General features: G+C 69.2%; 23 protein-coding genes. 14 read left to right on the forward strand and 9 right to left on the reverse strand.

Annotated elements, in window-relative coordinates; translation table 11 throughout:
• The first annotated feature begins 109 nt into the window (after window positions 1–109).
• Complete coding sequence (locus tag WS61_RS12790) at window positions 110–334, forward strand: hypothetical protein (protein ID WP_027782734.1); 225 nt, start codon at window positions 110–112, stop codon at window positions 332–334.
• Between the two features lie 328 nt (window positions 335–662).
• Here the strand turns inward: WS61_RS12790 and WS61_RS35640 are convergent, their stop codons facing one another.
• The gene (locus tag WS61_RS35640; protein WP_257127255.1) at window positions 663–881 is read right to left on the reverse strand and encodes a hypothetical protein; all 219 of its coding nucleotides are present in this window, start codon (window positions 879–881) and stop codon (window positions 663–665) included.
• Window positions 882–1060: 179 nt separating this feature from the next.
• On the opposite strand from WS61_RS35640, the gene WS61_RS12795 reads away from it, so the two are divergent.
• The gene (locus WS61_RS12795; protein ID WP_059500800.1) at window positions 1061–2062 is read left to right on the forward strand and encodes a chemotaxis response regulator protein-glutamate methylesterase; all 1002 of its coding nucleotides are present in this window, start codon (window positions 1061–1063) and stop codon (window positions 2060–2062) included.
• Window positions 2063–2138: 76 nt separating this feature from the next.
• Window positions 2139–3191, forward strand: coding sequence for a PleD family two-component system response regulator (locus WS61_RS12800; protein ID WP_059500801.1), 1053 nt, complete (start codon window positions 2139–2141; stop codon window positions 3189–3191).
• 19 nt (window positions 3192–3210) lie between these two features.
• Here WS61_RS12800 and WS61_RS12805 read toward each other — a convergent pair whose 3' ends face one another.
• Complete coding sequence (locus WS61_RS12805) at window positions 3211–5460, reverse strand: bifunctional diguanylate cyclase/phosphodiesterase (protein WP_059500802.1); 2250 nt, start codon at window positions 5458–5460, stop codon at window positions 3211–3213.
• 177 nt (window positions 5461–5637) lie between these two features.
• Window positions 5638–5931 carry a hypothetical protein gene (locus tag WS61_RS34855; protein ID WP_157692731.1) on the reverse strand — a complete coding sequence of 98 codons (294 nt, stop codon included), beginning with the start codon at window positions 5929–5931 and terminating at the stop codon, window positions 5638–5640.
• Between the two features lie 9 nt (window positions 5932–5940).
• Between WS61_RS34855 and WS61_RS12810 the strand changes: the two genes are divergently transcribed.
• Window positions 5941–6663: a haloacid dehalogenase type II gene (locus tag WS61_RS12810; protein WP_059500803.1), complete on the forward strand. Its 723-nt coding sequence runs from the start codon at window positions 5941–5943 to the stop codon at window positions 6661–6663.
• A 30-nt stretch (window positions 6664–6693) separates the two neighbouring features.
• Here WS61_RS12810 and WS61_RS12815 read toward each other — a convergent pair whose 3' ends face one another.
• On the reverse strand, window positions 6694–7653 hold the full coding sequence (locus WS61_RS12815; RefSeq protein WP_059500804.1) for a LysR family transcriptional regulator: 960 nt from the start codon (window positions 7651–7653) through the stop codon (window positions 6694–6696).
• Window positions 7654–7811: 158 nt separating this feature from the next.
• Here WS61_RS12815 and WS61_RS12820 point away from each other — a divergent pair, with 158 nt between their 5' ends.
• The 3 genes from WS61_RS12820 to mmsB all read left to right on the forward strand — a co-directional run bounded on the left by WS61_RS12820 (window position 7812) and on the right by mmsB (window position 11687).
• Entirely contained in the window at window positions 7812–9131 is a 1320-nt protein-coding gene (locus WS61_RS12820) for an MFS transporter (protein ID WP_059500805.1), read from the forward strand.
• 115 nt (window positions 9132–9246) lie between these two features.
• The gene (locus tag WS61_RS12825) at window positions 9247–10773 is read left to right on the forward strand and encodes a CoA-acylating methylmalonate-semialdehyde dehydrogenase (RefSeq protein WP_059500806.1); all 1527 of its coding nucleotides are present in this window, start codon (window positions 9247–9249) and stop codon (window positions 10771–10773) included.
• 23 nt (window positions 10774–10796) lie between these two features.
• Window positions 10797–11687: a 3-hydroxyisobutyrate dehydrogenase gene (gene mmsB, locus WS61_RS12830; protein WP_059500885.1), complete on the forward strand. Its 891-nt coding sequence runs from the start codon at window positions 10797–10799 to the stop codon at window positions 11685–11687.
• Window positions 11688–11804: 117 nt separating this feature from the next.
• On the opposite strand, the gene WS61_RS12835 is transcribed toward mmsB, so the two are convergent.
• The 4 genes from WS61_RS12835 to WS61_RS12850 all read right to left on the reverse strand — a co-directional run bounded on the left by WS61_RS12835 (window position 11805) and on the right by WS61_RS12850 (window position 16581).
• Entirely contained in the window at window positions 11805–12137 is a 333-nt protein-coding gene (locus tag WS61_RS12835; RefSeq protein WP_059500807.1) for a hypothetical protein, read from the reverse strand.
• A 224-nt stretch (window positions 12138–12361) separates the two neighbouring features.
• A complete protein-coding gene (locus tag WS61_RS12840; RefSeq protein ID WP_059500808.1) occupies window positions 12362–14755 on the reverse strand; it encodes a c-type cytochrome in 2394 nt (797 codons plus the stop codon).
• Entirely contained in the window at window positions 14745–15248 is a 504-nt protein-coding gene (locus tag WS61_RS12845; protein ID WP_059500809.1) for a (2Fe-2S)-binding protein, read from the reverse strand. Before WS61_RS12845 ends, WS61_RS12840 begins: the two co-directional genes overlap by 11 nt.
• A gap of 175 nt (window positions 15249–15423) precedes the next feature.
• On the reverse strand, window positions 15424–16581 hold the full coding sequence (locus WS61_RS12850; protein ID WP_059500810.1) for an FAD-dependent monooxygenase: 1158 nt from the start codon (window positions 16579–16581) through the stop codon (window positions 15424–15426).
• A gap of 298 nt (window positions 16582–16879) precedes the next feature.
• On the opposite strand from WS61_RS12850, the gene WS61_RS12855 reads away from it, so the two are divergent.
• The 5 genes from WS61_RS12855 to WS61_RS12875 all read left to right on the forward strand — a co-directional run bounded on the left by WS61_RS12855 (window position 16880) and on the right by WS61_RS12875 (window position 22716).
• Window positions 16880–17632 (forward strand): Asp/Glu racemase, encoded by a 753-nt coding sequence (locus tag WS61_RS12855; RefSeq protein WP_006483547.1) that lies wholly within the window; start codon window positions 16880–16882, stop codon window positions 17630–17632.
• A 27-nt stretch (window positions 17633–17659) separates the two neighbouring features.
• On the forward strand, window positions 17660–18490 hold the full coding sequence (locus WS61_RS12860) for an alpha/beta fold hydrolase (RefSeq protein ID WP_059500811.1): 831 nt from the start codon (window positions 17660–17662) through the stop codon (window positions 18488–18490).
• 42 nt (window positions 18491–18532) lie between these two features.
• Window positions 18533–19594, forward strand: a complete 1062-nt coding sequence (locus WS61_RS12865) for a hypothetical protein (RefSeq protein ID WP_059500812.1) — start codon at window positions 18533–18535, stop codon at window positions 19592–19594.
• A 19-nt stretch (window positions 19595–19613) separates the two neighbouring features.
• Complete coding sequence (locus tag WS61_RS12870; protein WP_006483545.1) at window positions 19614–20267, forward strand: isochorismatase family protein; 654 nt, start codon at window positions 19614–19616, stop codon at window positions 20265–20267.
• A 163-nt stretch (window positions 20268–20430) separates the two neighbouring features.
• On the forward strand, window positions 20431–22716 hold the full coding sequence (locus WS61_RS12875) for a xanthine dehydrogenase family protein molybdopterin-binding subunit (RefSeq protein ID WP_059500813.1): 2286 nt from the start codon (window positions 20431–20433) through the stop codon (window positions 22714–22716).
• Window positions 22717–22734: 18 nt separating this feature from the next.
• Here WS61_RS12875 and WS61_RS12880 read toward each other — a convergent pair whose 3' ends face one another.
• Window positions 22735–23181 carry a MarR family winged helix-turn-helix transcriptional regulator gene (locus WS61_RS12880; RefSeq protein ID WP_059500814.1) on the reverse strand — a complete coding sequence of 149 codons (447 nt, stop codon included), beginning with the start codon at window positions 23179–23181 and terminating at the stop codon, window positions 22735–22737.
• Window positions 23182–23716: 535 nt separating this feature from the next.
• Between WS61_RS12880 and WS61_RS12885 the strand changes: the two genes are divergently transcribed.
• A complete protein-coding gene (locus tag WS61_RS12885; protein ID WP_059500815.1) occupies window positions 23717–25024 on the forward strand; it encodes an MFS transporter in 1308 nt (435 codons plus the stop codon).
• A gap of 296 nt (window positions 25025–25320) precedes the next feature.
• The gene (locus WS61_RS12890; protein WP_059500816.1) at window positions 25321–26082 is read left to right on the forward strand and encodes a DUF4397 domain-containing protein; all 762 of its coding nucleotides are present in this window, start codon (window positions 25321–25323) and stop codon (window positions 26080–26082) included.
• Window positions 26083–26138 lie beyond the last annotated feature (56 nt).

A 26138-nucleotide genomic window follows, 5' to 3' on the forward strand; every position in this document is an offset into this window, starting at 1 on the left:
CGTGTGTCGAGCGCATTTCATCGGACGAATCGGGTCGGCCCGCGCGCGTGGCGCAGCCCCGGGACGGCGACTACACTGAAAGGCATCGGCAACGTACGGGAGAGCCGCCATGATTGACGTATTCCAGACCATCGGCAGCCGCGCGTTCTCCGCTCATCTGGCGAAGGACGGGATGGTGACGCTGATGGAGCAACGCCATGAAGTCGACCGCGTGACGCTCGCGACCGCTTATGCCGCGCTCGTCGAGGAAGCCGAGCAGGAAGGCGACCTGCGCGACGCGACGGTCGAAGGGATGATGCGCGCGCTGATCCAGGGCTACGCACGTAGCCATTGACGGTGCGGCGGGCGCGTGCGCTGCGCGGCCCGATGCTCTCGACGGCCCGGTACGGCTCGCTACGGCCCGCCACGCGGCCGGCGCGCCCGCGCCCATGCCGAGCCCACCGGCCCTCGCGCGGTTGCCGGTCGTCAGCCTGCGTGAAGCGCCTCGGCAAGTTCGCTGCCGCGCCATTGCCGGCGCGATCGCGTTCCGTCATGAAGGCTTCGGCCTCGTCGCGGCCGGCACACGGGATCGTGCTGAAATAACGCGCGCGCTGCGCATCGCGTTCGACCGGACGATCGCAATCGCGGTAGATCGACGCATATCCGCTCTCGATGTAGATCCTCTACGGCAAACGGCCGTCGCGCGCGGTCGCGACCGGTGCGAACGGCGCGCGGCTGACGACGAGCAGGGTTTCGCGCGCGGTCCTCGGGATCCCGCTTTCTTTTTTTCGATGCCGGCACGGTAACATGCGGACTTTTGCGGCCTGTCCGGACAGGATCGACTGGCCCGCTTGCAGGCAATGCGGCACAGTCATAGAGGAAACGCACTGAAACGGCATCATGCGCTCATTTCTCGATTGCCGCCGCCCGCGCTGCATGACAGCATTCGGGCGTCGTCAACCGAAAAGAATGCCGCGCCGTCCGGCCGCCGATGCCGCCCGGCAGCGAGCGCCGAACAGGCTGCCCCCTCCATGAACCCGGCCCACCTCCAACACTACGAACCGACCGGAGAATTCCGCTTGTGAACATCGGCATCGTCAACGACCTCCCGCTTGCCGTCGAGGCGATGCGCCGCGCGATCGCGCGACGGCCCGAGCACCGCGTGCTGTGGGTCGCGACCGACGGCGCGCAGGCCGTCGAACTGTGCGCCGCGCAGCCGCCCGACATCGTGCTGATGGACCTGATCATGCCGAAATTCGACGGGATCGAAGCGACACGTCGGATCATGCGTTCCGAACGACCGTGCGCGATCCTGATCGTGACGAGTTGCATCGGCGCGAACGCGTGGCGCGTGTTCGAGGCGATGGGCGCCGGCGCGCTCGATGCGGTCGACACGCCGCGGCTCGGCGACGGCGCCGCCGGCGACACGACGAAACTGCTGCTCGCGAAGATCGACCAGATCGGCCGCCTGCTCGACGCGCCGGGTGGCACGCGCGTCGCCGGCGCGGCCGCGCGCGGCGGCGGCCCGCTGGTCGCGATCGGCGCATCGGCCGGCGGCCCCGGCGCGCTCGCGTCGATCCTCGGCAGCCTGCCGGCCGATTTCAATGCGCCGATCGTGATCGTGCAGCACGTCGATCGCGCGTTCGCCGAAGGCATGGCGCAATGGCTCGACGGTCAGACGCGGCTCGCCGTGCGCGTCGCGCGCGAAGGCGACCGCCCGCAGCCAGGCGTCGCGCTGCTCGCCGCGACCGACGATCACCTGCGCATCACGCGCGCCGGCACGCTCGAATACACGCGGGAACCGGCCGCCACGCCGTATCGGCCGTCGGTCGACGTGTTCTTCAACAGCCTGACCGAGCACTGGCCCGGCCGCGTGATCGGCGTGCTGCTCACGGGGATGGGACGCGACGGCGCGATCGGCCTGAAGGCGTTGCGGATGAAGGGCTACCATACGATCGCGCAGGACGAGGCGACGAGCGCGGTGTACGGAATGCCGAAGGCGGCGGCGACGCTCGGCGCGGCGCGTGCGATCCTGCCGCTCGGGCGCATCGCGGGCGAGCTGGCGGCGCTCGCGCGGCTCTGAACCCGACGATGACCGCGCGCAACACCCATGCCTGCCCCTGCAACGACCGCGACAACCGCAACGACCCGCATCGATCATGACGATTGACCTGACTCGCCCGCCGGGCGGCCCGACCGCGTCGCCCGCCGACGCGCCGGCGATGGTGTTGCTGGTCGACGACCAGACGATCGTCGCGGAGGCCGTGCGGCGCGCGCTCGTCGACGAGGAAGGCATCGACTTCCACTACTGCCCGCGCTCGGACGACGCGATGGCCACCGCGATCGAGACGCGCCCGACCGTGATCCTGCAGGATCTCGTGATGCCGGGCATCGACGGGCTGAGCCTCGTGCGGGCGTACCGTGCGAATCCGGCGACGCGCGACGTGCCGATCATCGTGCTGTCTACGCAGGAAGAGCCGGTGATCAAGAGCGCCGCGTTCGCGGCCGGCGCGAACGACTATCTGGTCAAGCTGCCCGATCGCATCGAACTCGTCGCGCGCATCCGCTACCACTCGCGCTCGTACATGAACCTGCTGCAGCGCGACGAAGCCTATCGCGCGTTGCGGCAATCGCAACAGCAACTGCTCGAGGCCAATCTCGAACTGCGGCGCCTCACGCACTCCGACGGCCTGACCGGCCTGTCGAACCGGCGCTATCTCGACGAATACCTCGCCGCCGAGTGGCGGCGCGGCGCGCGCGAACGCAGCGAGCTGTCGCTGCTGATGATCGACGTCGACAACTTCAAGCTGTACAACGATACGTACGGGCACGTGTCGGGCGACAGCGTGCTCAAGCAGATCGCATCGACGATCGAGCGCTGCCTCGGGCAGTCGGGCGATCTCGCCGCGCGCTTCGGCGGCGAGGAATTCGCGGTCGTGATGCCGGCCACGTCGCCGGGCGCCGCACGGCTGCTCGGCGAAAAGATCCGGCTCGCGGTCGAAGCGCTGCGCCTGCGGCATGCGCACTCGTCGACGGGCAACCACACCGTGACGATCAGCATCGGCGGCGCGAGCATCGTGCCCACGCCCGGCCTGCCGACGACACTCCTGATCGAGGCGGCCGATCGCGCGCTCTATCGCGCGAAGCACGAAGGCAAGAACCGGGTCGAGATCGATCCGCCGCCGGGCGCGGGCGGGTTCGGCACGCGCTAGCGGGACACCCGGCACGCGCTTATGCGGCGCCGAGCCGGCGCGCGTAGTCGTTCGCGTCCAGCGGGCGGCTGAACAGATAGCCTTGCTGCATGTCGCAGCCGATCTGTTGCAGGAACCACGACTGCGCCTGCGTCTCGACGCCTTCGGCCGTGACCTTCATCCCGAGCGAATGGGCCATCGCGACGACCGCCTGCGTGATCGCGACCGAGTCGTGATGATCGGGCACGCCCGACACGAACGAGCGGTCCACCTTCAGGTTGTGCAGCGGAAAACGCTTCAGGTACGCGAGCGACGAATAACCGGTGCCGAAATCGTCGACCGAGATCCGCACGTTCATGTCCGTGAGCGCTTCGAGCATCGGCAGCACGGTATCCGTGTCGTTCATCAGCACGCCTTCGGTGATCTCGAGTTCGAGTGCGGACGGGTCGAGCCGCGTTTGCGCGAGACAGCGGGCGACCGACTCGACGAGCCCTTCGTGAAACTGCCGCGGCGACAGGTTGACGGCCAGCATCAGGTCCGGCGCGATCGTGCGACGCCATTCGGCCGCCTGCCGGCACGCGGTTTCGAGCACCCACTGGCCGATCGCGACGATCAGCCCCGTGTCTTCCGCGACCGGAATGAATTCCGCCGGCGACATCGGCCCGAGCTCGGGGCTCGTCCAGCGCAGCAGCGCCTCGGCGCCGACCGTGCGGCCGCTGCGCGCATCGACGACGGGCTGATACGCGAGCCGCAGCATGTCCGACGCGAGCGCGCGCCGCAGCGACTGCTCGATCGCGAAGCGGCGCTGCAGCCGCAGGTTGAGCTGGGCGGTGAAGAACGTGAAGTGGTTGCGGCCGCGCTGCTTCGCGTCGTACATCGCCGAATCGGCGTTGCGCATCAGCGTCACGGCGTCGTCGCCGTCGCGCGGCGCGACGCTGATCCCGATCGATACGCCGAGCCAGTATTCGTTGTTCGCGATCGCGAACGGCTTCGCGATCGCCTCGATGACCTCGCGCGCGAGCACCGCGAGATGCTCGGGATCGTCGCAGTCGTCGACGAGGATCACGAACTCGTCGCCGCCGACGCGCGTGAGCGCGTAGCGGCCATCCGCGCAGGCCGCGAGCCGCGCTGCGACGCTGCGCAGCAGCGCGTCGCCCGCGTCGTGGCCGGCCGTGTCGTTGACCTTCTTGAAGCCGACCAGATCGATGAACAGGATCGCGACGCGCGCGGGCCCGGCCGCCGCATCGTGCACGTCGAACAGCTCGCGCATGCGGTCGCCGAGCCAGCGGCGGTTGTAGAGGCCCGTCAGCGCGTCGCGGGTCGCCAGATACCGCAACTGCTGCTGCGCTTCGCGCACCGGGCCGATGTCGTTGAACGACACGAGCACCGAGTCGGCCTGCGTCTCGCCCGGCCTCACGATCGGCACTGCGTTGCCGCGCACCCAGATGATGTCGGCGTCCGCGAGGCCGAAGCCGACCGTGTAGCCGAGCTGAGGCTTGCCCGTCTTGAGCGCGATCCGGCTCGGCCAGTCGTCCGGCGCGATCGGCGTGCCGTCTTCGTGCAGCTTGCGCAGGACCACCGTCGACAGCCGGCGCCCGACGAGCTCGCCCTTCACGCGCAGCATCCGGTTCGCGCTCGGGTTGCTCGCGACCACGACACCGTCGCGCGACACGACGAGGATTCCTTCATTCAGGCTGTTGACGACGAGCCGGTGATGTTCCTCGCTGCGTGCGAGTTGCCGCGCGATCCGGTCCTGGTGCACCGCGAGGCCGACGCTGTTGCCGATATCGCGCAACAGCGCGGTTTCCTCGTCGCTCGGGCGGCACGGCCGGTGGTGATAGATGGCGAACGCGCCGAGCACGACGCCGGCCTCGTCGAGGAACGGCACCGACCAGCACGCGCGCAAGCCCAGCGGCAATGCAATGGCGCGGTAGTCGGCCCACCGCGGATCGGTTTCGATGTCCTCGACGGCGATCATCCGGCGCTCGTACATCGCGGTGCCGCACGAGCCGGCCGCGGGCCCGATCGGCGCGCCGTCGATCGCCGCGCTGTACTGCGCGGGCAGCGACGGCGCCGCGCCGACGCGCACGTGCACGCCGTCCGTATCGAGCAGCAGGATCGTGCACGACGCGCCGTCGCCGAGCAAAGCCTCGGCACGCCGGCAAACTTCGGACAGCAGTTCCGGCAGCGGCGTGTTGCGCGTGATCAGTCTCAGCACGCTCTGCTCGGACGCGAGCACTTCCGCGGCGAGCCCGAAGCTGTAGCGAGAACTTTGCGGTTCGGTATTCAAGCTGAATCCTGCCGTCTGTCCGACCGGGTCTGATGCGCCCGATTCGTTATCGATATTTCGTACCCTGTCCCGCCTCGGGTTTACGCCGATGCACGGTGCGCCCCGTTTGCGCGCCGTGCCAGAGCGCGCCGAAATGTATTTAACACCAATCCGCAACGATCGGCACACCTCGTTCCATCAGGGGATACGCTCGGTTGCCGCGCGGCTCGCGGGCGGCGGCCGGTGCGACGACAGGTTGCTGCGCTGCACGAAGACGCAGGCGCGCTGCCCGTCGATCCTTCCGGATGTGCTCGGCCACGCAATCGAATCTGCAGGCGCGCCCGCGGCAGCGACCCGCACCGCGACGGAAACACTGCGCCACGCATCGCGGCCTTCCGGGCCGCGTTTTCGTATCCGTGATTCAATGTCGATCGAACCGATGTCGCGCCATCCGGCGGCACGGCGAGGCGAACCCGATCGAACGACCTTCACTGGATCACCATGACGAACCCCACCGAAATCAAGGCGCTCGTTTTCGATGTCTTCGGAACGATCGTCGACTGGAGAGGCGGTGTCGCACGCGGCGCCGCCGCATTCCTGGCGCGCCACGCGCCGACGCTCGACCCGTTCGCGTTCGCCGATGCGTGGCGCGCCGAGTATTCGCCGTCGATGGAAGAAATCCGCAGCGGACGCCGCCGCTACGTGCGGCTCGACGTGCTGCATCGCGAGAACCTCGTGCGCACGCTCGACCGCTTCGGGATCGACGACGTGCCCGATGCCGACATCGATGCGCTCAATCTCGCGTGGCATCGGCTCGACCCATGGCCCGATGCCGTCGCCGGGCTGCAGCGACTGAAGCAGCGCTACATCGTCGCGCCGCTGTCGAACGGCAATATCCGGCTGATGGTCGACGTCGCGAAGCACGGCGGGTTGCCGTGGGACGCGATTCTCGGCGCCGAGGTGGCGCGCGCGTACAAGCCGTCGCCGGCCGTCTATACCGAAGCGGTCGAGATTCTCGGGCTCGCGCCGGCCGAGCTGTGCCTGGTGGCTGCGCACAACGGCGATCTGGCGGCCGCGCGCCGGCTCGGGCTGTCGACCGCGTTCGTGCTGCGGCCGACCGAGCACGGGCCCGGCCAGACGACCGATCTGCAAGCCGACGAGGCGTGGGATTTCGACGTCAGGGATCTGAACGAGCTGGCGGATCGGCTGGGTTGCCCGGGTTGAAGGCCCGCGTCGCGGCCGGCCCGTGCACCGCTATTCCGGCTCGCCGACGAAGCGCAGCGTCCCCGACTCCCCCGACAGCAACGCGCGGTTCGCGTCCGCCGCCGCGCGCAGGTAATCCCACAGCGCGGTCACGCGCCGCAGCTTGCGCAGATCCTCGCGGCACGTCAGCCAGAAACACCGCGTGACGACCACGTCGTCCGGCAGCACGGGCGCGAGCGCCGGCTGCGCGGCCGCCATGAAACACGGCAGGATCGCGAGGCCGCCGCCCTGCAACGCAGCGAAATACTGCGCGATCACGCTGGTCGTGCGCAAGCCCGCCGTCGCGCCGGGCACCGCGCGGTCTAGGTACAGCAGCTCGTTGCTGAACGCGAGATCGTCGACGTAGCTGATGAACGCGTGCTGCGCGAGATCGTCCGTACACGCGATCGGCGCGTGGTTCGCCAGATAGTCGCGCGTCGCATAGAGCCGCAACTGGTAGTCGCACAGCTTCGTGACCACGTAAGGCCCGCGTTCGGGCCGCTCGAGCGTGATCGCGAGATCGGCCTCGCGCTTGGGCAGGTTGACGAAATGCGGCACCGGCAGCAGGTCGACCGTCACGTGCGGATGCGCGGCGCGGAACCGCGCGAGCTGCGGCGCGAGGAAAAAGCAGCCGAACCCCTCGGTCGACCCGATCCGCACGTGGCCCGACAACGCCTCGCCGGTATTCGCGATCTGGTCGCACGCGGACTGCACGGTCGTCTCCATCGCATCCGCATACGCGACGAGCCGCTGCCCTTCGGCCGTCAGCGCGAAGCCGCCGGAGCGCGACTTGTCGAACAGCAGCGTGCCCATCGCGGCCTCGAGCGCGCGGATGCGCCGCGCGACGGTCGTGTAGTCGACGCCGAGCCGCTTCGCGGCGCCGCTCGCGCGCTGCGTGCGCGCGACCTCGAGGAAAAAGCGCAGGTCGTCCCAGTTCAGGTTGCCGGAAACCGGCTCGGTAGCATGTCGCATGGGCGAGGGAAAAGGCGGGCGTCTCCGGGCCGGCCGTCGATATGCATAAATGCATATCCAACCGGTTTCTTTATCGGTACATCGTGAATCTGCGCATAACTATACTCGACCGTGACCTGCGGACCACGAGCCGCGGCAACAACTACCACGGAGACACCATGCAGACCCGATCCACCCTCGACGAGCATGCGACGATCGCGACGCCGGCCCCCGGGCGCACCGCGAAGCACTACCTGCTGGCCGGCTGGGCCAGCATGGCCGGCACGACGATCGAGTGGTACGACTTCTTCCTCTACGGCACGGCCGCCGCGCTCGTGTTCAACCGCATCTTCTTCCCGTCGCTGGACCCGGTCGTCGGCACGCTCGCCGCATTCGGCACGTTCGCGGTCGGCTTCATCGGGCGGCCGATGGGCGGCATCGTGTTCGGCCACTTCGGCGACCGCATCGGCCGCAAGTCGATGCTGATGATCACGCTGCTGCTGATGGGCGTGCCGAGCATGATCATCGGGCTGATCCCGTCGTACGACAGCATCGGCTACTGGGCTGCCGCGCTGCTGATCGCGATGCGCTTCCTGCAGGGGATGGCCGTCGGCGGCGAATGGGGCGGCGCGGTGCTGATGGCCGTCGAGCACGCGCCGAAGGGCCGCAAGGGGCTGTTCGGCAGCCTGCCGCAGACGGGCGTCGGGCTCGGGTTGATCCTGTCGTCGGTGGCGATGGCCGCGGTGGCCGCGCTGCCGGAAGCCGACATGCTGTCGTGGGGCTGGCGCGTGCCGTTCCTCGCGAGCATCGCGCTCGTCGGCCTCGGCTGGTTCATCCGCGCGAAGGTGCCGGAATCGCCCGACTTCGAGAAGGTGCAGCGCCAGGGCAAGGCCGAGAAATCGCCGGTGACGGCCGCGCTGCGCCGCCATCCGCGCGAAGTGCTGACGATCGTCGGCGCGCGCGCCGCCGAGAACACCTGGTTCTACATGGTCGTCACGTTCGCGCTCGCTTACGCGACGCAGCAACTGCATTTGCCCAAAGCCGAGATGCTGCATGCGATCACGGCCGGCGCGGTGCTGTCGCTCGTCACGATGCCGCTGTGCGGGCACCTGAGCGACCGCATCGGCCAGCGCCGGATGTTCGCGCTCGGCCTCGTGCTGATGTGCGCGTTCGCCGCGCCGTTCTTCATGATGCTCGGCACGCAGCAGACGTCGTACGCATGGTGGGCGATCGTGCTCGGCCTCGGCGTCGTGTTCCCGATCCTCTATGCGCCGGAATCGCTGCTGTTCGCGCAGCAGTTCCCGGCGGAAATCCGCTACAGCGGCATTTCGCTGTCGGTGCAGCTGGCCGGCGTGATCGGCGGCGGCTTCGCGCCGATGATCGCGACGTCGCTGCTCAAGGCCGGCGGCGGCCAGCCGCACTACGTGATCGCGTACCTCGTCGGCTTCGGCGTGTTCGCGCTCGTCTGTACCTCGTTGATGCGGCCGGCGCGCGCATAGCACCCCGCGCGCATTCAGTCGATTTCAGTTCAACCTGCCGTCCGCCGCGGCCGCACGCGCGGCGGACGCAGGCCACCCTTTTCCCTTCGCACACCACCGATTCTCGGAGAATTCCATGAACGCCGCAGTTCCCCAGACCGCCCTCGCCCTGCCCACCGCCAAGCTGCTGATCGACGGCGCGTTCGTCGATTCGCAAAGCGCCGAATGGGGCGACATCGTCAACCCCGCGACGCAGGAAGTCATCGGCCGCGTGCCGTATGCGACGCTCGACGAGGTCGATGCCGCGATCGCGTCCGCGCAGCGCGCGTTCCATACGTGGAAGACGACGCCGATCGGCGCGCGACTGCGCATCATGCTGAAGTTCCAGGATCTCGTGCGCCGCAATCTCGAACGGATCGCGCACACGCTGACGGCCGAACAAGGCAAGACACTGCCCGATGCGCAGGGCGACATCTTCCGCGGCCTCGAAGTGGTCGAGCACGCATGCTCGATCGGCACGCTGCAGCAAGGCGAATTCGCGGAGAACGTTGCGGGCGGCGTCGACACCTACACGCTGCGCCAACCGATCGGCGTGTGCGCGGGTATCACGCCGTTCAATTTCCCCGCGATGATCCCGCTGTGGATGTTCCCGATGGCGATCGTGTGCGGCAACACGTTCGTGCTGAAGCCGTCGGAGCAGGACCCGCTGTCGACCATGCAGCTCGTCGAACTCGCGATCGAGGCCGGCGTGCCGCAAGGCGTGCTGAACGTCGTGCACGGCGGCAAGACGGTGGTCGACCGCCTGTGCACGCACCCGGACATCAAGGCGATCTCGTTCGTCGGCTCGACGCGCGTCGGCACGCACGTGTACAACCTCGGCAGCCAGCACGGCAAGCGCGTGCAGTCGATGATGGGCGCAAAGAACCACGCGGTCGTGCTGCCCGACGCGCATCGCGAGCAGACGATCAACGCGCTCGTCGGCGCGGGCTTCGGCGCGGCCGGCCAGCGCTGCATGGCGACGTCGGTCGTCGTGCTGGTCGGCAAGGCCCGCGACTGGCTGCCCGATCTCGTCGACAAGGCGAAGGCGCTGAAGGTCAACGCGGGCGCCGAAGCCGGCACCGACGTCGGCCCGGTCGTGTCGAAGGCGGCGAAAGAACGCATCCTGTCGCTGATCGACGCCGGCGTGAAGGCCGGCGCGACGCTGCTGCTCGACGGCCGCGACGTGAAGGTGCCCGGCTACGAGCAGGGCAACTTCGTCGGCCCGACGATCTTCTCGGGCGTGACGACCGACATGTCGATCTACACCGAAGAAATCTTCGGCCCGGTAGTGGTGGTGCTCGAGGCCGACACGCTCGACGACGCGATCGCGCTCGTCAACGCGAATCCGATGGGCAACGGCGTGGGCCTGTTCACGCAGAGCGGCGCGGCGGCGCGCAAATTCCAGAGCGAGATCGACGTCGGCCAGGTCGGCATCAACATCCCGATTCCGGTGCCGGTGCCCTATTTCAGCTTCACCGGCTCGCGCGGCTCGAAGCTGGGCGATCTCGGCCCGTACGGCAAGCAGGTCGTGCAGTTCTACACGCAGACCAAGACGGTCACCGCGCGCTGGTTCGACGACGACGCGACGGCAGGCGGCGTGAACACGACGATCGCGCTGCGCTGATGCAGCGCACGGGGAACCTCGACATGGACATTGCATTCATCGGACTCGGCAACATGGGCGGCCCCATGGCCGCCAACCTGCTCAAGGCCGGCCACGCGCTGATGGTGTTCGACCTCGACGCGCACGCGGTCGACGCCGCGGTGCGCGCCGGCGCGACGGCGGCCGACTCGCCGCGCGACGCGGCCGCGCGCGGCGCCGTCGTGATCACGATGCTGCCGGCCGCGCAGCACGTGCGCGCCGTCTACCTCGGCGGCGACGGCGTGCTGGCCGGTGCGCGCGCCGGCGCGACGCTGATCGACTGCAGCACGATCGATCCCGGCACCGTGCGCGCGGTGGCCGAAGCCGCCGCGCAGCGCGACTTCCCACTCGCCGACGCACCCGTGTCGGGCGGCACCGGCGGCGCGCAGGCCGGCACGCTGACCTTCATGGTCGGCGCGGACGGTGCGCTGTTCGAGCGCATCCGCCCGGTACTGCTCGACATGGGCAAGAACGTCGTGCACTGCGGCGGCACCGGCACCGGGCAGATCGCGAAGATCTGCAACAACCTGCTGCTCGGGATCTCGATGATGGGCGTGGCGGAAGCGATGGCGCTGGGCGCCGCGCTCGGCATCGAGCCGGCCGTGCTGGCCGGCATCATCAACACGTCGACCGGCCGCTGCTGGAGTTCGGACGCGTACAACCCGTATCCGGGCGTGAGCGGCACGGCGCCGGCCGCGCGCGGCTATGCGGGCGGCTTCGCGGCGAACCTGATGCTGAAGGATCTCGGGCTCGCGACCGAAGCCGCGCGCAGCGCGCATCAGCCGGTCTGGATGGGCGCGCTCGCGCAGCAGCTGTATCAGTCGATGAGTCAGCAGGGGCTCGGCACGCTCGACTTCTCCGCGTGCGTGAAGCTGTACGAGGCGCAGCCGGCCTGACCCGCCAGGCCGTCGCCGGACGTGCGCCGACCCGCGATGTGCCCGAATGGCGTCGCGGGTCGGTTTGCGTGAGGGGGAGAAGGAAAACGGGGGCGGCGTAATCATGCCGCCGCTCGGTCAACCGCGCGGGTTCGACGCCGTCTCGAAGGTCGGATGGCACTCGAACGCGAGTTCGGAACGTGCGTCGATGCGGCGGCCGCCGGTCAGCGATTCCTGCTTCATGCTCGCGCGCATCCCGCGCTGCGTGCAGTAGTTGGTGGCTTCGCTGACGGCCTTCGCGTGGGCGTCGGCCCACGTCGTCGACACGCCGACCGTGTGTGTCGTCACGGTGAACACGTTCGGGTTCGACGTCGCGGTCACGTCGGAAGCAGTCGAACACGCGGCGAGCAAGCATGCAGCAGCCGCAATGGTCAACCATCGCAAGGTTCGAAAAGAGACTGGAATGGACATGGAGGGCAAGCGCACGCCGGGCGACGTGCATTGAGCAACATAGGCGACAGTATGCCTGCTCGATCGCCGGAGATCATGCCCCTTTCGGTGAACACATTGTTTCGAATGGTTAAACGATGGCCGAATCAGGCAAGATTTACGGCCGTCGCCGGCCATCGTTTTCGTCCGGCAGGTCATTTCGCCCGGCGCGCCCGCCGGCCGGGGCGCTCACGCCGGCGCGACGGTCAATGCGCCCCCGCCTGCCGGATTCTCGCGGACGCTTCCGCGAGGTTTCGCCACGCCGGCTGCCCCGGCGCATAGCGGGCGCGAATGTAGGCGGCAAGCTCGGCCATCTGGCGGTCGTCGAACGCATCGCCGAAGCCCGGCATGTAGCCGAGCCCGTCGGTGGCCGGCTGGTCGATCCCGTGGTGCAGCACGCGCAGCAGGTTGTCCGGTGTCGCCTGGCTGACGCTCGTGTTGAGCCCCATCAGCGGACGCACGCCGAAATGCCCGACGCCGCCCGATTCCGCGTGACAGACCGCGCACGCCGCGTCGAACGCGCGACGGCCGTTCTCGAGGCCGAGCGTCGCGATCGTTTCTGCGCCGCTCGCGTGGCGGCTGGCCGCGTCCGCGGCGACCGCCGCGTCGACGGGCGGCGACAGCGACGCCAGATAATGCGCGATCGCCCGCACGTCGGACTCGGGCAGCGCCGCGAGCCCCGCGACGACGGGCGCCATCGGCCCGGCCGCGACGCCGTGCTGCGCCGAGAAGCCCGTGCGCAGATAGTCGAACAGCGCGCCTTCGGTCCACGGTACGGGCGAAGCCGGCGACGCGACGAGCGGCGGCGCGACCCATCCTTCCGCCTCGCCGCCCGCCAGGTAGGCAAGCCCGCCCTTCTCCGCACCGAGCGCGTTGCGCGGCGTGTGGCAGGCGCCGCAGTGCCCGGCGCCGTCGACCAGATACTTGCCGCGATTCCACGTCGCCGAGCGCGCCGGGTCCGGCGCAAATGGCCGCGCATCGTGAAACAGCCAGTTCCAGCCGGCCACGAGACGCCGCCGGTCGAGCGGGAACGGCAGCTTCGTTTTCGGCGGCTCGTGCCTCACCGGCGGCTGCGACATCAGGTACGCATAGAGCGCGAGCAGATCGGGCTCGCTCAGCTTCGCGAACGCGGTGTACGGGAACGCCGGATACAGGTGCGAGCCGTCGCGCGAGATGCCTTCGCGCATCGCACGGGCGAACGCCGGATACGACCACGTGCCGATGCCGGTTTCCGGATCGGGCGTGAGATTCGTCGTGTAGATCGTGCCGAACGGCGTATCGAGCGCGAGGCCGCCCGCGTTGGCCGCACCGCCGGGCGCCGTGTGGCACACCGCGCAATCGCCGGCGAGCGCGACCTGGCGGCCGCGTTCGAGCGTCGCCGCGCTCCACATCGCGCCGTCCGCGCCGCCCGGCGCAACAGGCGCGATCGGCGCGGGGCCCGGCAGGATCGCGCACGCCAGCCCGATCAGCCCGCCGACCACGCCGCCCGCGCCGCCGCCGGCCAGCCAGCGGCGCCAACGCGATGCGCGGCGTGCGGCAGCCCGCGGCCGGTCGCCGACATCCGCCGGCGCCGGTTGCGCGAGCGCAGCGCGAATGTGCGCGGCGTCGAACGGCGGCGCACGAAAACGCACGCCCGTCGCGTCGTACAGTGCGTTGGCGATCGCGGCCGCGGCCGGCGCAACTGCCTGCTCGATTCGCCGCGCGTCGTATGCGGACAGGTCGCCGTATGCGCGATGCGCGGCTGCATCGACTGCAACCAGCTCGTGCGCGAACGCGTCGGGCCGCGCGCCGGCATCGGTCTCGTCGTACGCGGGCCGCGCGGACAACCGTGCCCCCATCACGCGCGATATCGCGGCCTCGATCTGCCACGCCGGCAGGCCCGCCGTCGACGTGTCGCCCGGCTCGCCCGCGCCCTGCCCGGCCACGACGCGCCGCACCGAAACATCGCCCGTCGCGCAATCGACTTCGAGATCGACGACCCACGCGGACCAGTGCGAATCGTGGCCGGCATCGTCGCCGGGCGCGACTGCGCGCGCATTGACACGCTCGCCGTCGAAAGCGAAACCGCGACCGCTGACACGCGACGCCGCGTTCGCCCGGGCCGCAGCCGGCACGCCCCACGCAGCGCGTTCGCTGACCATCCGGATCGTTTCGCGCGGGCCCGCATCCCGCGCGGCGTCGAGATGCTGCAACCGCAACGCGACCGGATCGCGCCGCAATGCGCCCGCCAGTTCGTCGACGAAGGATTCGCGGGCAAAGGCGTGGGCGTGACCGGGAATCGCGCCGTCGGCGTCGGCCAGCTCGATCGACGTCTGCGCGTGCCGGTACACGAATGGCGATGCGGAGCCGGGATCGGCGCGTTCCTCCGCTGCCCGAGCATCGCCTGCGCCGGCCGCCTGCGCGCGATAGCGCCAAGCCGTCATCCGGCCGTCGGGCGCGGTCCGCGTTTCGATATCGAACGATGCATGCGTGCGCGCATCGCCGAGCGGCCACGCGTAGCGCGCGTGGTGCGGACGCGATGCGTCGGCGGCCGCTTCATCGTGCGGCGCCGGTTCCGTCACGCGCGCCGGCGCCGCGGGCAGATCCGCATCATGCTTCATCGCCGCCTCGCAGATAGCGTGCGGCGCGACGCACCGCGCGGATGATCTCCAGATGCGTGCCGCAGCGGCACAGGTTGAAGCGCAACGCATCCCGAATCGCCGCATCGTCGGGCGCCGGGTTGCGGTCGAGCAGCGCCTTCGTGCTCATGATCATTCCGTTCAGGCAGTAACCGCATTGCGCGGCCTGCTCGTCGATGAACGCGCGCTGGATCGGATGCGGCGCGTCGCACGACCCGAGCCCTTCCAGCGTCGTGACGTCGCGCCCGTGCGCGGCGGCGGCCGGCACGACGCACGAACGCGTGGCCTGCCCGTCGACGAGCACCGTGCACGCACCGCACTGCCCGAGCCCGCAACCGTATTTCGGGCCGTTGAGCGTGCAATCGTTGCGCAGGACCAGCAGCAGCGGCGCGTCGGGCGCGGCATCGGCGAAGGTATGCGGCGTGCCGTTCACGCGAAACGCCAGCGGCCGCGACGGAGAAGCGGGATGGGACATGAATGGATCCGGAATACGGCGTGCGGGCCGGAGTCGGCCGGCGGCGGACACGGCCGCCGGCTGGCGCCTGCCGGCGCGCCTGACATATAACACGCCGAAATGCGCGCGTTGCAACGCATCGATTCCCGCGCCGGCGAAGCGGCAGCAACGCGCCGCGGGCGCCGGCGCCCGCGCGTCAGGCCGCGGCCGCCACGTTGCCGCGCGACGGCGCTTCGAGCGGCACGTCGAACACGTCGTAACCGAACACCCACGACGGATCCTCGTTGGTGCGCAGCCACGTGTTGTTGTGCGACACGAGTTGCACCTTCGACGCGCGCGCCGCACGGTTCGCCTCGTACAGCGCGAACGCGCCCGCATGGTCGCCGATGCCGACTTCGTCGAGACAGCGCGCGAGCATTGCGGCGTCCTCGATCGCCATCGCCGCGCCCTGCGCCATGTGCGGCTTCATCGGATGGCACGCGTCGCCGAGCAGCACGAGACGGCCGCGGCTCCACAGCGGCAGCGGATCGCGTTCGAGCAGCGGCCATTTGGTGATCGACGGCGATACGTCGATCAGGTGCTGGATGTCGGCATGGAAACCGGCGAACGCCTCGCGCATCTCGTCGCGGCTGCTGTCGACCATCGACACGCCTTCCGGCCACTCGGCCTGCGGCACCCCCGTCACGTAGTAGTACTCGTCGCGCTTCTCGGTCACGTAATAGACCATCATGTGACGATCCTCCGACCACCACTTCACGCACATGTCGTACGGCTTGTTGCCGAGCAGCGAGGCGGGGAACACCGCGCGGTGTGCGACGTAACCGGTGTAGCGCGGCGGTTCCGCACCGAGCAGATGCTCGCGGAGCCGCGAATTCACGCCGTCCGCGCCGATCGCGATGTCGGCCGTCTCGACGCTGCCGTCGGCAAACGTGAGGCGCACCTCGCTGCCGGTGTCCTCCACCGCCGCGAGCCGCTTGCCGAAGCGAATCGTGCCGGGCGTCACCGCCTGCGTCATCAGCGCGTGGAAATCACCGCGATGCACGGTCAGGTAGCTCGCGCCGTAGGTCTTGCGCGCGTAGTCGCCGAGCGGAATCCGCGACAGCACGTCGGCCGTCTGCCAATCGCGGCTGTACCAGCAATCCGGATGCGAACCCATCGTTTCCAGCGCGCCCTCGCAGCCGATGCGCCGCATGATCTTCATCACGTTCGGACCGAGATGGATGCCCGCGCCGAGACGCGAGAACGCGGGCGCCTGCTCGTACAGCGCGACGTCGTAACCGCCGCGCTGCAGCAGCGCCGCAGCGGCCGTGCCGCCGAGGCCGGCGCCGATGATTGCGATACGGGGTTTGCTCATGCAGATCTCCTGATCGTGGGCCCGTTGCCGAACGCGGCGCGAGGACGGGCGGATTGAATGGCGTTCATATAGCGTACACACTCAATTTATTCAGGACAAGCGGATTGTTGATCGACGCCTCAGCATTCGGGAAAACACCAATAAATCGTCGAAAATCCGCGCACACAAACAATCCATCCATACCGGACGTCATTTTGATCCATTGCCATTTTCAAATGTACACACTAGACTTTGCCCAACATCCGGCGATCCCGCGCCAGCGTGCCGCCCCACCCTTACCGACACGGAGCCTCCCGTCATGAGCAAGACCTACCGCATCGGCCAGATCGTGCCGAGTTCCAACACGACGATGGAAACCGAGATCCCCGCGATGCTGCGGCTGCGCGAAGCAATCCGTCCCGAGCGGTTCACGTATCACTCGAGCCGGATGCGGATGAAGAAGGTCGTCAAGGAAGAGCTCGCGGCGATGGATGCCGAATCCGACCGCTGCGCGGTGGAACTGAGCGATGCGCGCGTCGACGTGCTCGGCTACGCGTGCCTCGTCGCGATCATGGCGATGGGGCACGGCTACCACCGCGTATCGCAGGCGCGCCTCACGAAGCACACGGCCGACAACGGCGCGCAGGCGCCGGTGCTGACGAGTGCGGGTGCGCTCGTCGATGCGCTGAAGGTGATCGGCGCGAAGCGGATCGTCGTCGTCGCGCCGTACATGCTGCCGCTCACCGAGCTGGTGGTCGACTACATCCGCAACGAAGGCTTCGACGTGCTCGCCTACCGCGCGCTGGAAATCCCCGACAACCTCGACGTCGGCCGCCACGATCCGGCGCGCCTGCCCGACATCGTGAAGACGCTGCCGTACCAGGATGCCGATGCGATCGTGCTGTCCGCGTGCGTGCAGATGCCGTCGCTGCCGGCCGTCGCGAAGGTCGAGGCGATGACGGGCAAGCCGGTGATCACCGCCGCGATCGCGACCACCTACGCGATGCTGCGCGAACTCGATCTCGAGCCGGTCGTGCCCGGCGCCGGCGCGCTGCTGTCGGGCGCGTACTGAGTGCCGCCACCACTTCGGAGACTCCCCATGCCCTCGACTTTCCTGTACGGCGCGAACGTCCGCGCCAACGGCATCCGCCAGCACTACCTGCGCTACGGCGGCGCGACCGGCGCACGCGCATCGCGCCCGGCAATCGTGCTGATTCCAGGCATCACGAGCCCCGCGATCACCTGGGGCTTCGTCGGCGAAACCTTCGGCGCGGCGTTCGACACGTACGTGCTCGACGTACGCGGCCGCGGGCTGTCCGAAGCATCGCCGGCGCTCGACTACAGCCTCGATGCACAGGCAGACGACGTCGCGGCGTTCGTCGCCGCGCTCGACTTGCCGCGCACGAGCCTCGTCGGCCATTCGATGGGCGCGCGGATCGCCGCGCGCGCAGCCCGGCGCGGCATCCGCGGGCTCGCGTCGGTCGTGCTCGTCGACCCACCCGTGTCGGGCCCGAACCGCCGCGACTATCCGGGCAAGCTGCCGTGGTACATCGACTCGATGGCGCTTGCGCGCGCCGGCACGGACGCCGAAGGCATGCGCGTGTTCTGCCCGACCTGGACCGACGCCGAACTGCGGTTGCGCGCCGAATGGCTGCATACCTGCGACGAGCGCGCGGTGCGCACGTCGTACGAAGGCTTCCACACCGACGATTTCCACGCGGATGCCGCGCAACTGGCCGTGCCGTCGCTGCTGATCACGGCCGAGCGCGGCGACGTGGTGCGCGACGACGATGTCGCCGAACTGCAGCGCGCGACGCCGTCGATGCGGCACGTGCGCGTGCCCGATGCCGGCCACATGATCCCGTGGGACAACGCGGCGGGCTTCTACGCGGCGTTCGGCGATTTCCTCGGCGCGCCGCTCGCGGCCTGAGCGCGCGGCGCCCGCCTCTTTCCTTCTTTACCGGAGCCGCCGATGCCAGTCAGCGATACCCAATTGATCGACGCGTGGAAGCAGGTCCTCACGCTGTCACGCCTCGAACCGGGCCAGACCGTCACGATCCTGACGAGCGCGGCCACCCATCCGCAGACGCTGTCGTGCGCGCTGATCGCGACGCAATCGCTGGGCGCGATCGTCAACCGGCTCGACCTGCCGCCCGTCAACGGCGACAAGGCGTTCAGCCGGGATCCGCTCGCCTACCTCGGCACGACGCCGCTGACCGGCAACAAGGCCGCGATCGCCGCGCTGCGCGAGAGCGATCTCGTGCTCGACCTGATGACGCTGCTGTTCTCGCCGGAGCAACACGACATCCTGAAATCGGGCACGAAGATCCTGCTCGCGGTCGAGCCGCCCGAAGTGCTCGTGCGGATGGTGCCGACCCTGACCGACCGCACGCGCGTGCTCGCCGCATCGAAGAAGATCGCGGCCGCGCGCGAGATGCGCGTGAGCTCGGCGGCCGGCACCGCGCTCGTATGCCCGCTCGGCGAGTTTCCGCCGACCGCCGAGTACGGCTTCGTCGACGCACCGGGCCGCTGGGACCACTGGCCGAGCGGCTTCGCGCTGACTTACCCGAACGATCGCACCGCACGCGGCACGATCGTGATCGATCGCGGCGACATCCTGCTGCCGCAGAAGCACTACGTGCGCGAGCCGATCGCGCTGACCGTCGAAGGCGGCTACGCGACGCGCATCGAAGGCGGCGTCGACGCCGATCTGCTGCGCGACTACATGGAAACGTTCGCCGACCCCGAAGGCTATGCGATCTCGCATATCGGCTGGGGGCTGCAGCCGCGCGCACGCTGGTCGACGCTCGGGCTGTACGACCGCGAGGCGACGATCGGGATGGATGCGCGCGCGTTCGAGGGCAACTTCCTTTTCTCGCTCGGCCCGAACAACGAAGGCGGCGGCAACCGCACGACCACCTGCCATATCGACATCCCGCTGCGCCGCTGCACGGTCGAACTCGACGGCGAGACCGTCGTGCGCGACGGCGAGACCGTCGTGCGCGACGGCCGCGTGACCGATCAACCCGCCTGACCGACGAGTGCCCGACACCATGAACGATCTTTCCCGTCACGCCGAAGCGAACGTGTATCGCCAGCAGGGCTTCGGCACGCCGCTGCCGCCGCACGGCAACCTCGGCCTGCTGATCGTCGACTTCGTGGTCGGCTTCGCCGATCCCGCGACGTTCGGCGGTGGCAACATCGCGCCGGCGATCGCGCGCACGACGCATGCGCTCGCGCTGGCGCGCGAACGCGGCTGGCCGGTCGCGCACAGCCGCATCGTCTACGCGGACGACGGCAGCGACGACAACGTGTTCTCGCTGAAAGTGCCCGGCATGGCGACGCTGACCGAGCATCATCCGAACAGCGCGATCGTGCCCGAACTCACGCCCGCGCCGGGCGAACTCGTCGTGCGCAAGACCGTGCCGTCCGCGTTCTTCGGCACGCAGCTCGCGCCGTGGCTCGCGCAGCGCGCGGTGCAGACGCTGCTCGTCGCAGGGGCCGTGACGAGTGGCTGCGTGCGCGCGAGCGTCGTCGATGCGATGTCGCACGGGTTCCGCCCGCTCGTGCTCGCCGATTGCGTCGGCGATCGCGCGATCGCGCCGCACGACGCGAACCTGTTCGACATGCAGCAGAAATATGCGGCCGTGATGCCGCTCGACGATGCGATCGCGGCGATCGACGCCGTCCAGGCCCGCGCGCGCTGAGTCGCGACGGATCGCGGGCGGCACGCGTGCAAGTGCATCGTGTGCCGCCGCGATTGACGCTGCGCTTTTGGCGACCTAGATTGACTCGACGCGCGCCGCCGCCCGAACGCTTCGCGCCCCCATCGCCCGCCGGCCGCGCCGCCCCTCGACAGGACCTCTCCCCGTGAACCGCTCCGAACTGCTCGCGCGCACCGGCTGCCTGACCGTGATCCGGCCGCCCGCGCCGCCCGTGAAGCCGGCGCCCGGTCAGCCGGGCAGCCCGTCGTCCTACGTGCCGGCGCTGCCCGAAATCTTCGTCGCGATTCTCGACGACGGCCGCATCCTCGCGTTCAACGGGCACGTCGATCTCGGCACCGGCATCCGCACGTCGCTCGCGCAGATCGTCGCCGAGGAGCTCGACGTGCCGGTCGCGCGCGTGACGATGGTGCTCGGCGACACGGCCGCGACACCGAACCAGGGTCCGACCATCGCGAGCGCGACGATCCAGATTTCCGCGACGCCGCTGCGCTGCGCGGCCGCGCAGGCTCGTCACGCGCTGCTGGCGCTCGCGGCCGAGCGCTTCGGTGTCGACGCGGCGCGGCTGGACATCGACGATGGAACGATTTCAGCCGATGGGCAGGCGATGACGTTCGCCGCGCTCGTCGCCGGGCAGCGGATCGCGCTGACGCTCGACCCGAACACCCGCACGAAGGACCCGGCTCGATACCGGATCGTCGGCCGCTCGTCGCCGCGCGTCGACCTGCCCGCGAAAGCGACCGGCCAGCTCACGTTCGTACACGACATGCGCGTGCCGGGCATGCTGCACGGCCGCGTCGTGCGGCCGCCGTACGCGGGCCACGACAGCGGTCCGTTCGTCGGCACGTCGCTCGTGGACGTCGATCGCGCGTCGGTGGCCGATGTGCCGGGGCTCGTGGCCGTCGTCGCGATCGGCGATTTCGTCGGCGTGGTGGCCGAGCGCGAGGAGCAGGCGATCCGCGCCGCGCGCCAGTTGCGCGTGACGTGGCGGCCGCTTCCCGCGCTGCCGCCGCTCGACGAGCCGGCCGCCGCGATCGCCGCCGCCCCGGCCGGACGCCGCGTGCTGCTCGACGAAGGCGACGTCGACGCCGCGCGAACGGAACCGGACACGCTCACGCTGTCGCGCACCTACGCGTGGCCGTTCCAGATGCACGGCTCGATCGGCCCGTCGTGCGCGCTCGCCGACTACCGCGCACCGGGCGACGGGCGAATCACCGTGTGGTCCGGCACGCAGAACCCCGTGTCGCTGCGCTACGACCTCGCGACGCTCGTCGCGCGCGACGAAGCCGATGTCGACGTGGTCCGGATGGAAGCGGCCGGCTGCTACGGCCGCAACGGCGCGGACGACGTGTGCGGCGACGCGCTGCTGCTGTCGCGCGCGGTCGGCCGCCCGGTGCGCGTGCAGTTGTCGCGCGCGGACGAGCATCTGTGGGAACCGAAAGGCGCGGGCCAGTCGATGCAGGTGACGGGCACCGTCACGCGCGACGGCCGCCTGCTCGGCTACGACTTCACGACGCGCTACCCGTCGAACGACGCGCCGCTGCTCGCGGCGCTGCTGACCGGCGCGATCGCGCCCGAGCCGCGCGTGTTCGAGATGGGCGACCGCACGGCCGTGTCGCCGTATGCGAGCCCGCATCGCCGCTTCGTCTGCGAGGATCTCGCGCCGCTCGTGCGCGCAGCGTGGCTGCGCGGCGTGTCGGCGTTGCCGAACTCGTTCGCGCACGATGCATTCGTCGACGAATGCGCGGCGCTGACCGGCGTCGATCCGCTCGCGTTCCGGCTGCGCCATCTGCAGGACGCGCGCGCGACCGAGCTGCTGCGGGCGGTGGCCGATCGCGCGGGATGGACCACGCGCGCGCCGCGCGCGCCGACCGAACGCGACGAATCGCGGCTCGTGCGCGGCCGCGGGATCGCGTATGCGCGCTACGTGCACAGCCGCTTCCCCGGCTTCGGCGCGGCGTGGTCGGCCTGGGTCGTCGACCTGAGCGTCGATCGCGTGTCGGGCGAGATCCGTATCGAACGAGTGACGGTCGGTCAGGACACGGGCACGATGATCAACCCGGACGGCGTGCGCCACCAGATCCACGGCAACGTGATCCAGGTATTGAGCCGCACGCTGAAGGAGCGCGTGCGGTTCGCCGACGGCAAGGTCGCGTCGCGCGAATGGGCGAGCTACCCGATCCTGACGTTCGCGGAAGTGCCGGACGTCGATGTCGTGCTGATGCCGAGGCAAGGCGAACCGCCGCTCGGTGCCGGCGAATCGGCATCGGTGCCGGGCCCGGCCGCGGTCGCGAACGCGCTGTTCGATGCCACCGGCGTACGCTTCTACGCGCCGCCGTTCACGCCCGAAACGGTGCGCGCCGCGCTGCGCGAGGCCGGCCGGCCGATGAACGCCGACGCGGCCCGCGCATCGGCCACGGCGGGCGCGACGTAGGGCAGCCTGCGCCGCGCGTCACGCGTCGCCGTCTTCTTCCATCATCTTGCGCAGCAGGAACTGCAGCGCGACCCGTTCGCCGGGATTGAGCGTGCCATACGTGCGCTCCGTCACCTGCCGCGCGAACGGCACCGTGCGATCGATCAGCGCGAGGCCGGCCGCGGTCGTGCGCACGATCAGCTTGCGACCGTCGTTCGGGTCGGGCAACACCTCGACCAGCGCGCGTGTCTTCAGGCGCTCGACGACGCCGCGAATCGTCGCCTGATCGATCGCGGTCGCCTTGACGATGTCGTTCAGCGAGCACGCCTGCCGTTCCTTGACCGCGCACAGCGTCACGAACTGCGCGGCCGTGAGATCCGAATCGGGGATCGCTTCCTGGAAAATCGAAACGTGCCGCTGATACGCGCGGCGCAGCAGATGCCCGACCTGATCGTGAAAATCGTACGAATCCTTGGAAGACGCCATGAGAGTGCGGGCCCGCGCCCGCATGCAAATGAAAGACAAGCAGTGTACACCCTCAAATCCGCACAACCGGCGCAGAACGATCGCGTCATTGCGGTGCATCGCGATTCGCGGCATCGCATGCAGCTTGCGCGTGACGGTCGCCCGAGCGCAGCGGTCGCCCGCTCGTCGCATCGGCGCGCCGGGCCGGCCGCGCACCGTCGCGGCGGCTGCCGCAGAACCCTGCGCGCACTGCTGCCGGTTTTCGCGCACACACTTCAATTTTGAGTGCATACGCACGAATTTCGTGCATGCCGGCACGCGTGCCGCAGCGTTTTCAGCGCACGCTTCATATCGTCCATAACCCCTTTTAAAACACGGATTTTCCCGGTCTGACGCTGACATTCCGATGGCCGGATTCATGCCTGTGCGATTCGGTATTTTCTAGTGTGTACGCTATGTATTTGACGTGATATACAGACTCCAGTGCGCAGCGGAACGTCCGCTCGCGTCGATCGAGCCACCCATTCATCCGTCACATTCGAACAGGGGCAGTCCCATGTCTACCGCACACCCGAGCGCCGCCGTTTCCGCCGACGACGCGCTGCACGGCCCTCTCTATCGCAAGGTCACGCTGCGCCTCATCACCCTCTTCTGCCTGTGTTACTTCGCGGCCTATCTCGACCGCATCAACATCGGGCTCGCAAAGCTCCAGATGCTCGATGCACTGAAGTTCAGCGACACCGTGTACGGCCTCGGTGCCGGCCTGTTCTTCGCCGGCTACATCCTGTTCGAAGTCCCAAGCAATCTGGTGCTGCAACGCGTCGGCGCGAAGCTGTGGATCGCGCGGATCATGATCACGTGGGGCCTGTTGTCCGGCGCGACGATGTTCGTGCACACGCCGATGCAGTTCTACGTCGTGCGCTTCCTGCTCGGCGCCGCCGAAGCCGGTTTCCTGCCGGGCGTGCTGCTGTACCTGACGCAGTGGTATCCCGATGCGCGTCGTGCACGGATCGTCGCGCTGTTCATGGTCGGCTTGCCGCTGTCGAGCATGATCGGCAGCCCGATCTCCGGCTGGATCATGCGTGCGTTCGACGGCGTGCACGGGCTCGGCGGCTGGCAGTGGCTGTTCCTGCTCGAAGCGCTGCCGTCGGTGCTGCTCGGCTTCGCGGTACTGCGCTGGTTGCCCAACGACATCGAATCCGCGCAATGGCTGAACGCCGACGAGAAGCGGGTGCTGCGCGCGAATCTCGACGCCGATCCGGCCGGCAACAAGAGCCACGCGCTCGGCAAGGCCTTCTCCGATCCGAAGGTATGGGCGCTCGGCCTGATCGACCTGTGCGTGCTGCTCGGTCTGTATGCGGTGAGCTTCTGGCTGCCGACGATCCTGCGCGACACCGGCGTGAAGGACGCGTATCACATCGGCTGGCTGATGGTGATCCCGAACGCCGCCGCCGTGCTCGCCACGCTGTACTGCGGCGCCAGCTCCGATCGCGCGCGCGAACGCCGCTGGCATATCGTCGTCCCGTTCATGGTATCGGCCGTCGCGCTGGCGATCGCGGCTTCGTCGTCGCACGGCACGCTCGGCACGGTGCTGCTGTTCTCGCTGATCAACGCCGGCGCGGCCGCCGCGATGCCGGTCGTGTGGGCGCTGCCGTCGACGTTCCTGAAGGGCTCGGCCGCCGCCGGCGGCATCGCGTTCGCATGCTCGATCGCGAACCTCGGCGGATTCGGCAGCACCTATTTCATCGGCTGGCTGCGCGACACGTTCCACTCGCAAAGCGCGGGGCTGGTCGGTTTCGCCGCGTGCATGCTGGTCGGCTGCGCACTCGCGCTCGCCTATCCGGCCCGGCTCGTGAACCGCTGACGCTTCGCGCCGCACGCGCAACACTGCCTTTTTACAACCGCGCCGATCCGCGCGGTCTGCCCCCCACGTCCCCCGCGTCATCCCGCGCACGCCGCCCCGCCGGTGCGTGCGCGCTTCCCGCCGCCACGCCGCCGCCGTTCGCCGATTTTCGCGCCGCGCAGGCACGTCGATTGCGTCATCCCCGCGCCCGCCCTCCGGCGGACAGCCATCTTCCTTCCAACCGGCGCTGCGACCCGCGCGGCTTTTTGCGCGGCGGTCCCGCATCGCAATGCAGGTTTCCTGAACGAGAGGACGACATGAAATCAATACGAACGATAGTGGCCCTGTGCTCGGTCATTTCCGTGCTCGCAGCATGCGGCGGCGGCGACGACGCCGGGACCGTACTCGGCATCTCGAAGCCGCAGGCGCGCTTCATCAACGCGGTGCCGGCCGGCCCGAACCTCGACTACTACCTGAATGCGAAGATCGACCAGTCTGGCGTCGCATACAAGGGCGTGACGCGCTATCACGACATCGATTCGGGCACGCAGAACGCCAGCTACGACGTGTCCGGCACGACCACGACCGTTGCATCTCAATCGTTCAGCGCAGCGAACGGTCACCACTACACGACGATCGCATTGCCGAGCACGACGTCGCTGATCTCCGTCATCGACGATCCGTACGACAAGGGCCTGCTGTCGGACAAGGCGCGCGTGCGCAGCTTCAACGCATCGCCGAATGCGCAGAACGTGGACGTCTACGTCGTGGCGCCGGGCACCGACATCACGACCGTCAGCCCGACGATGGCGGGCGCAGCCTACCAGAATGCCGTGCCGGCAACGACGCAGGATTCGGTCTACCTGAACGGCGGCACCTACCAGGTGGTCGTCACGACGGCCGGCAGCAAGTCGCCGATCCTGAAGACCGCGCCGGTCAGCATCGGCAACAACGCCGACTGGCTGCTCCTGACGATTCCGTCGGGCGGGGTCGGCGACGTGACGCCGAACGACATTCACGTACTCGTCGCGCAGGGCAACGACGCCGATACGTCCGCGCAGGAGCTGGGGCCGCAGTAAGGGCCGAAAACGGTCGCGGCGGCCGGTGCGACACGCATCGGCCGCCGTATGTCGAA

This window comes from Burkholderia sp. ABCPW 11 (assembly GCF_001523445.1).
Lineage (GTDB): Bacteria > Pseudomonadota > Gammaproteobacteria > Burkholderiales > Burkholderiaceae > Burkholderia.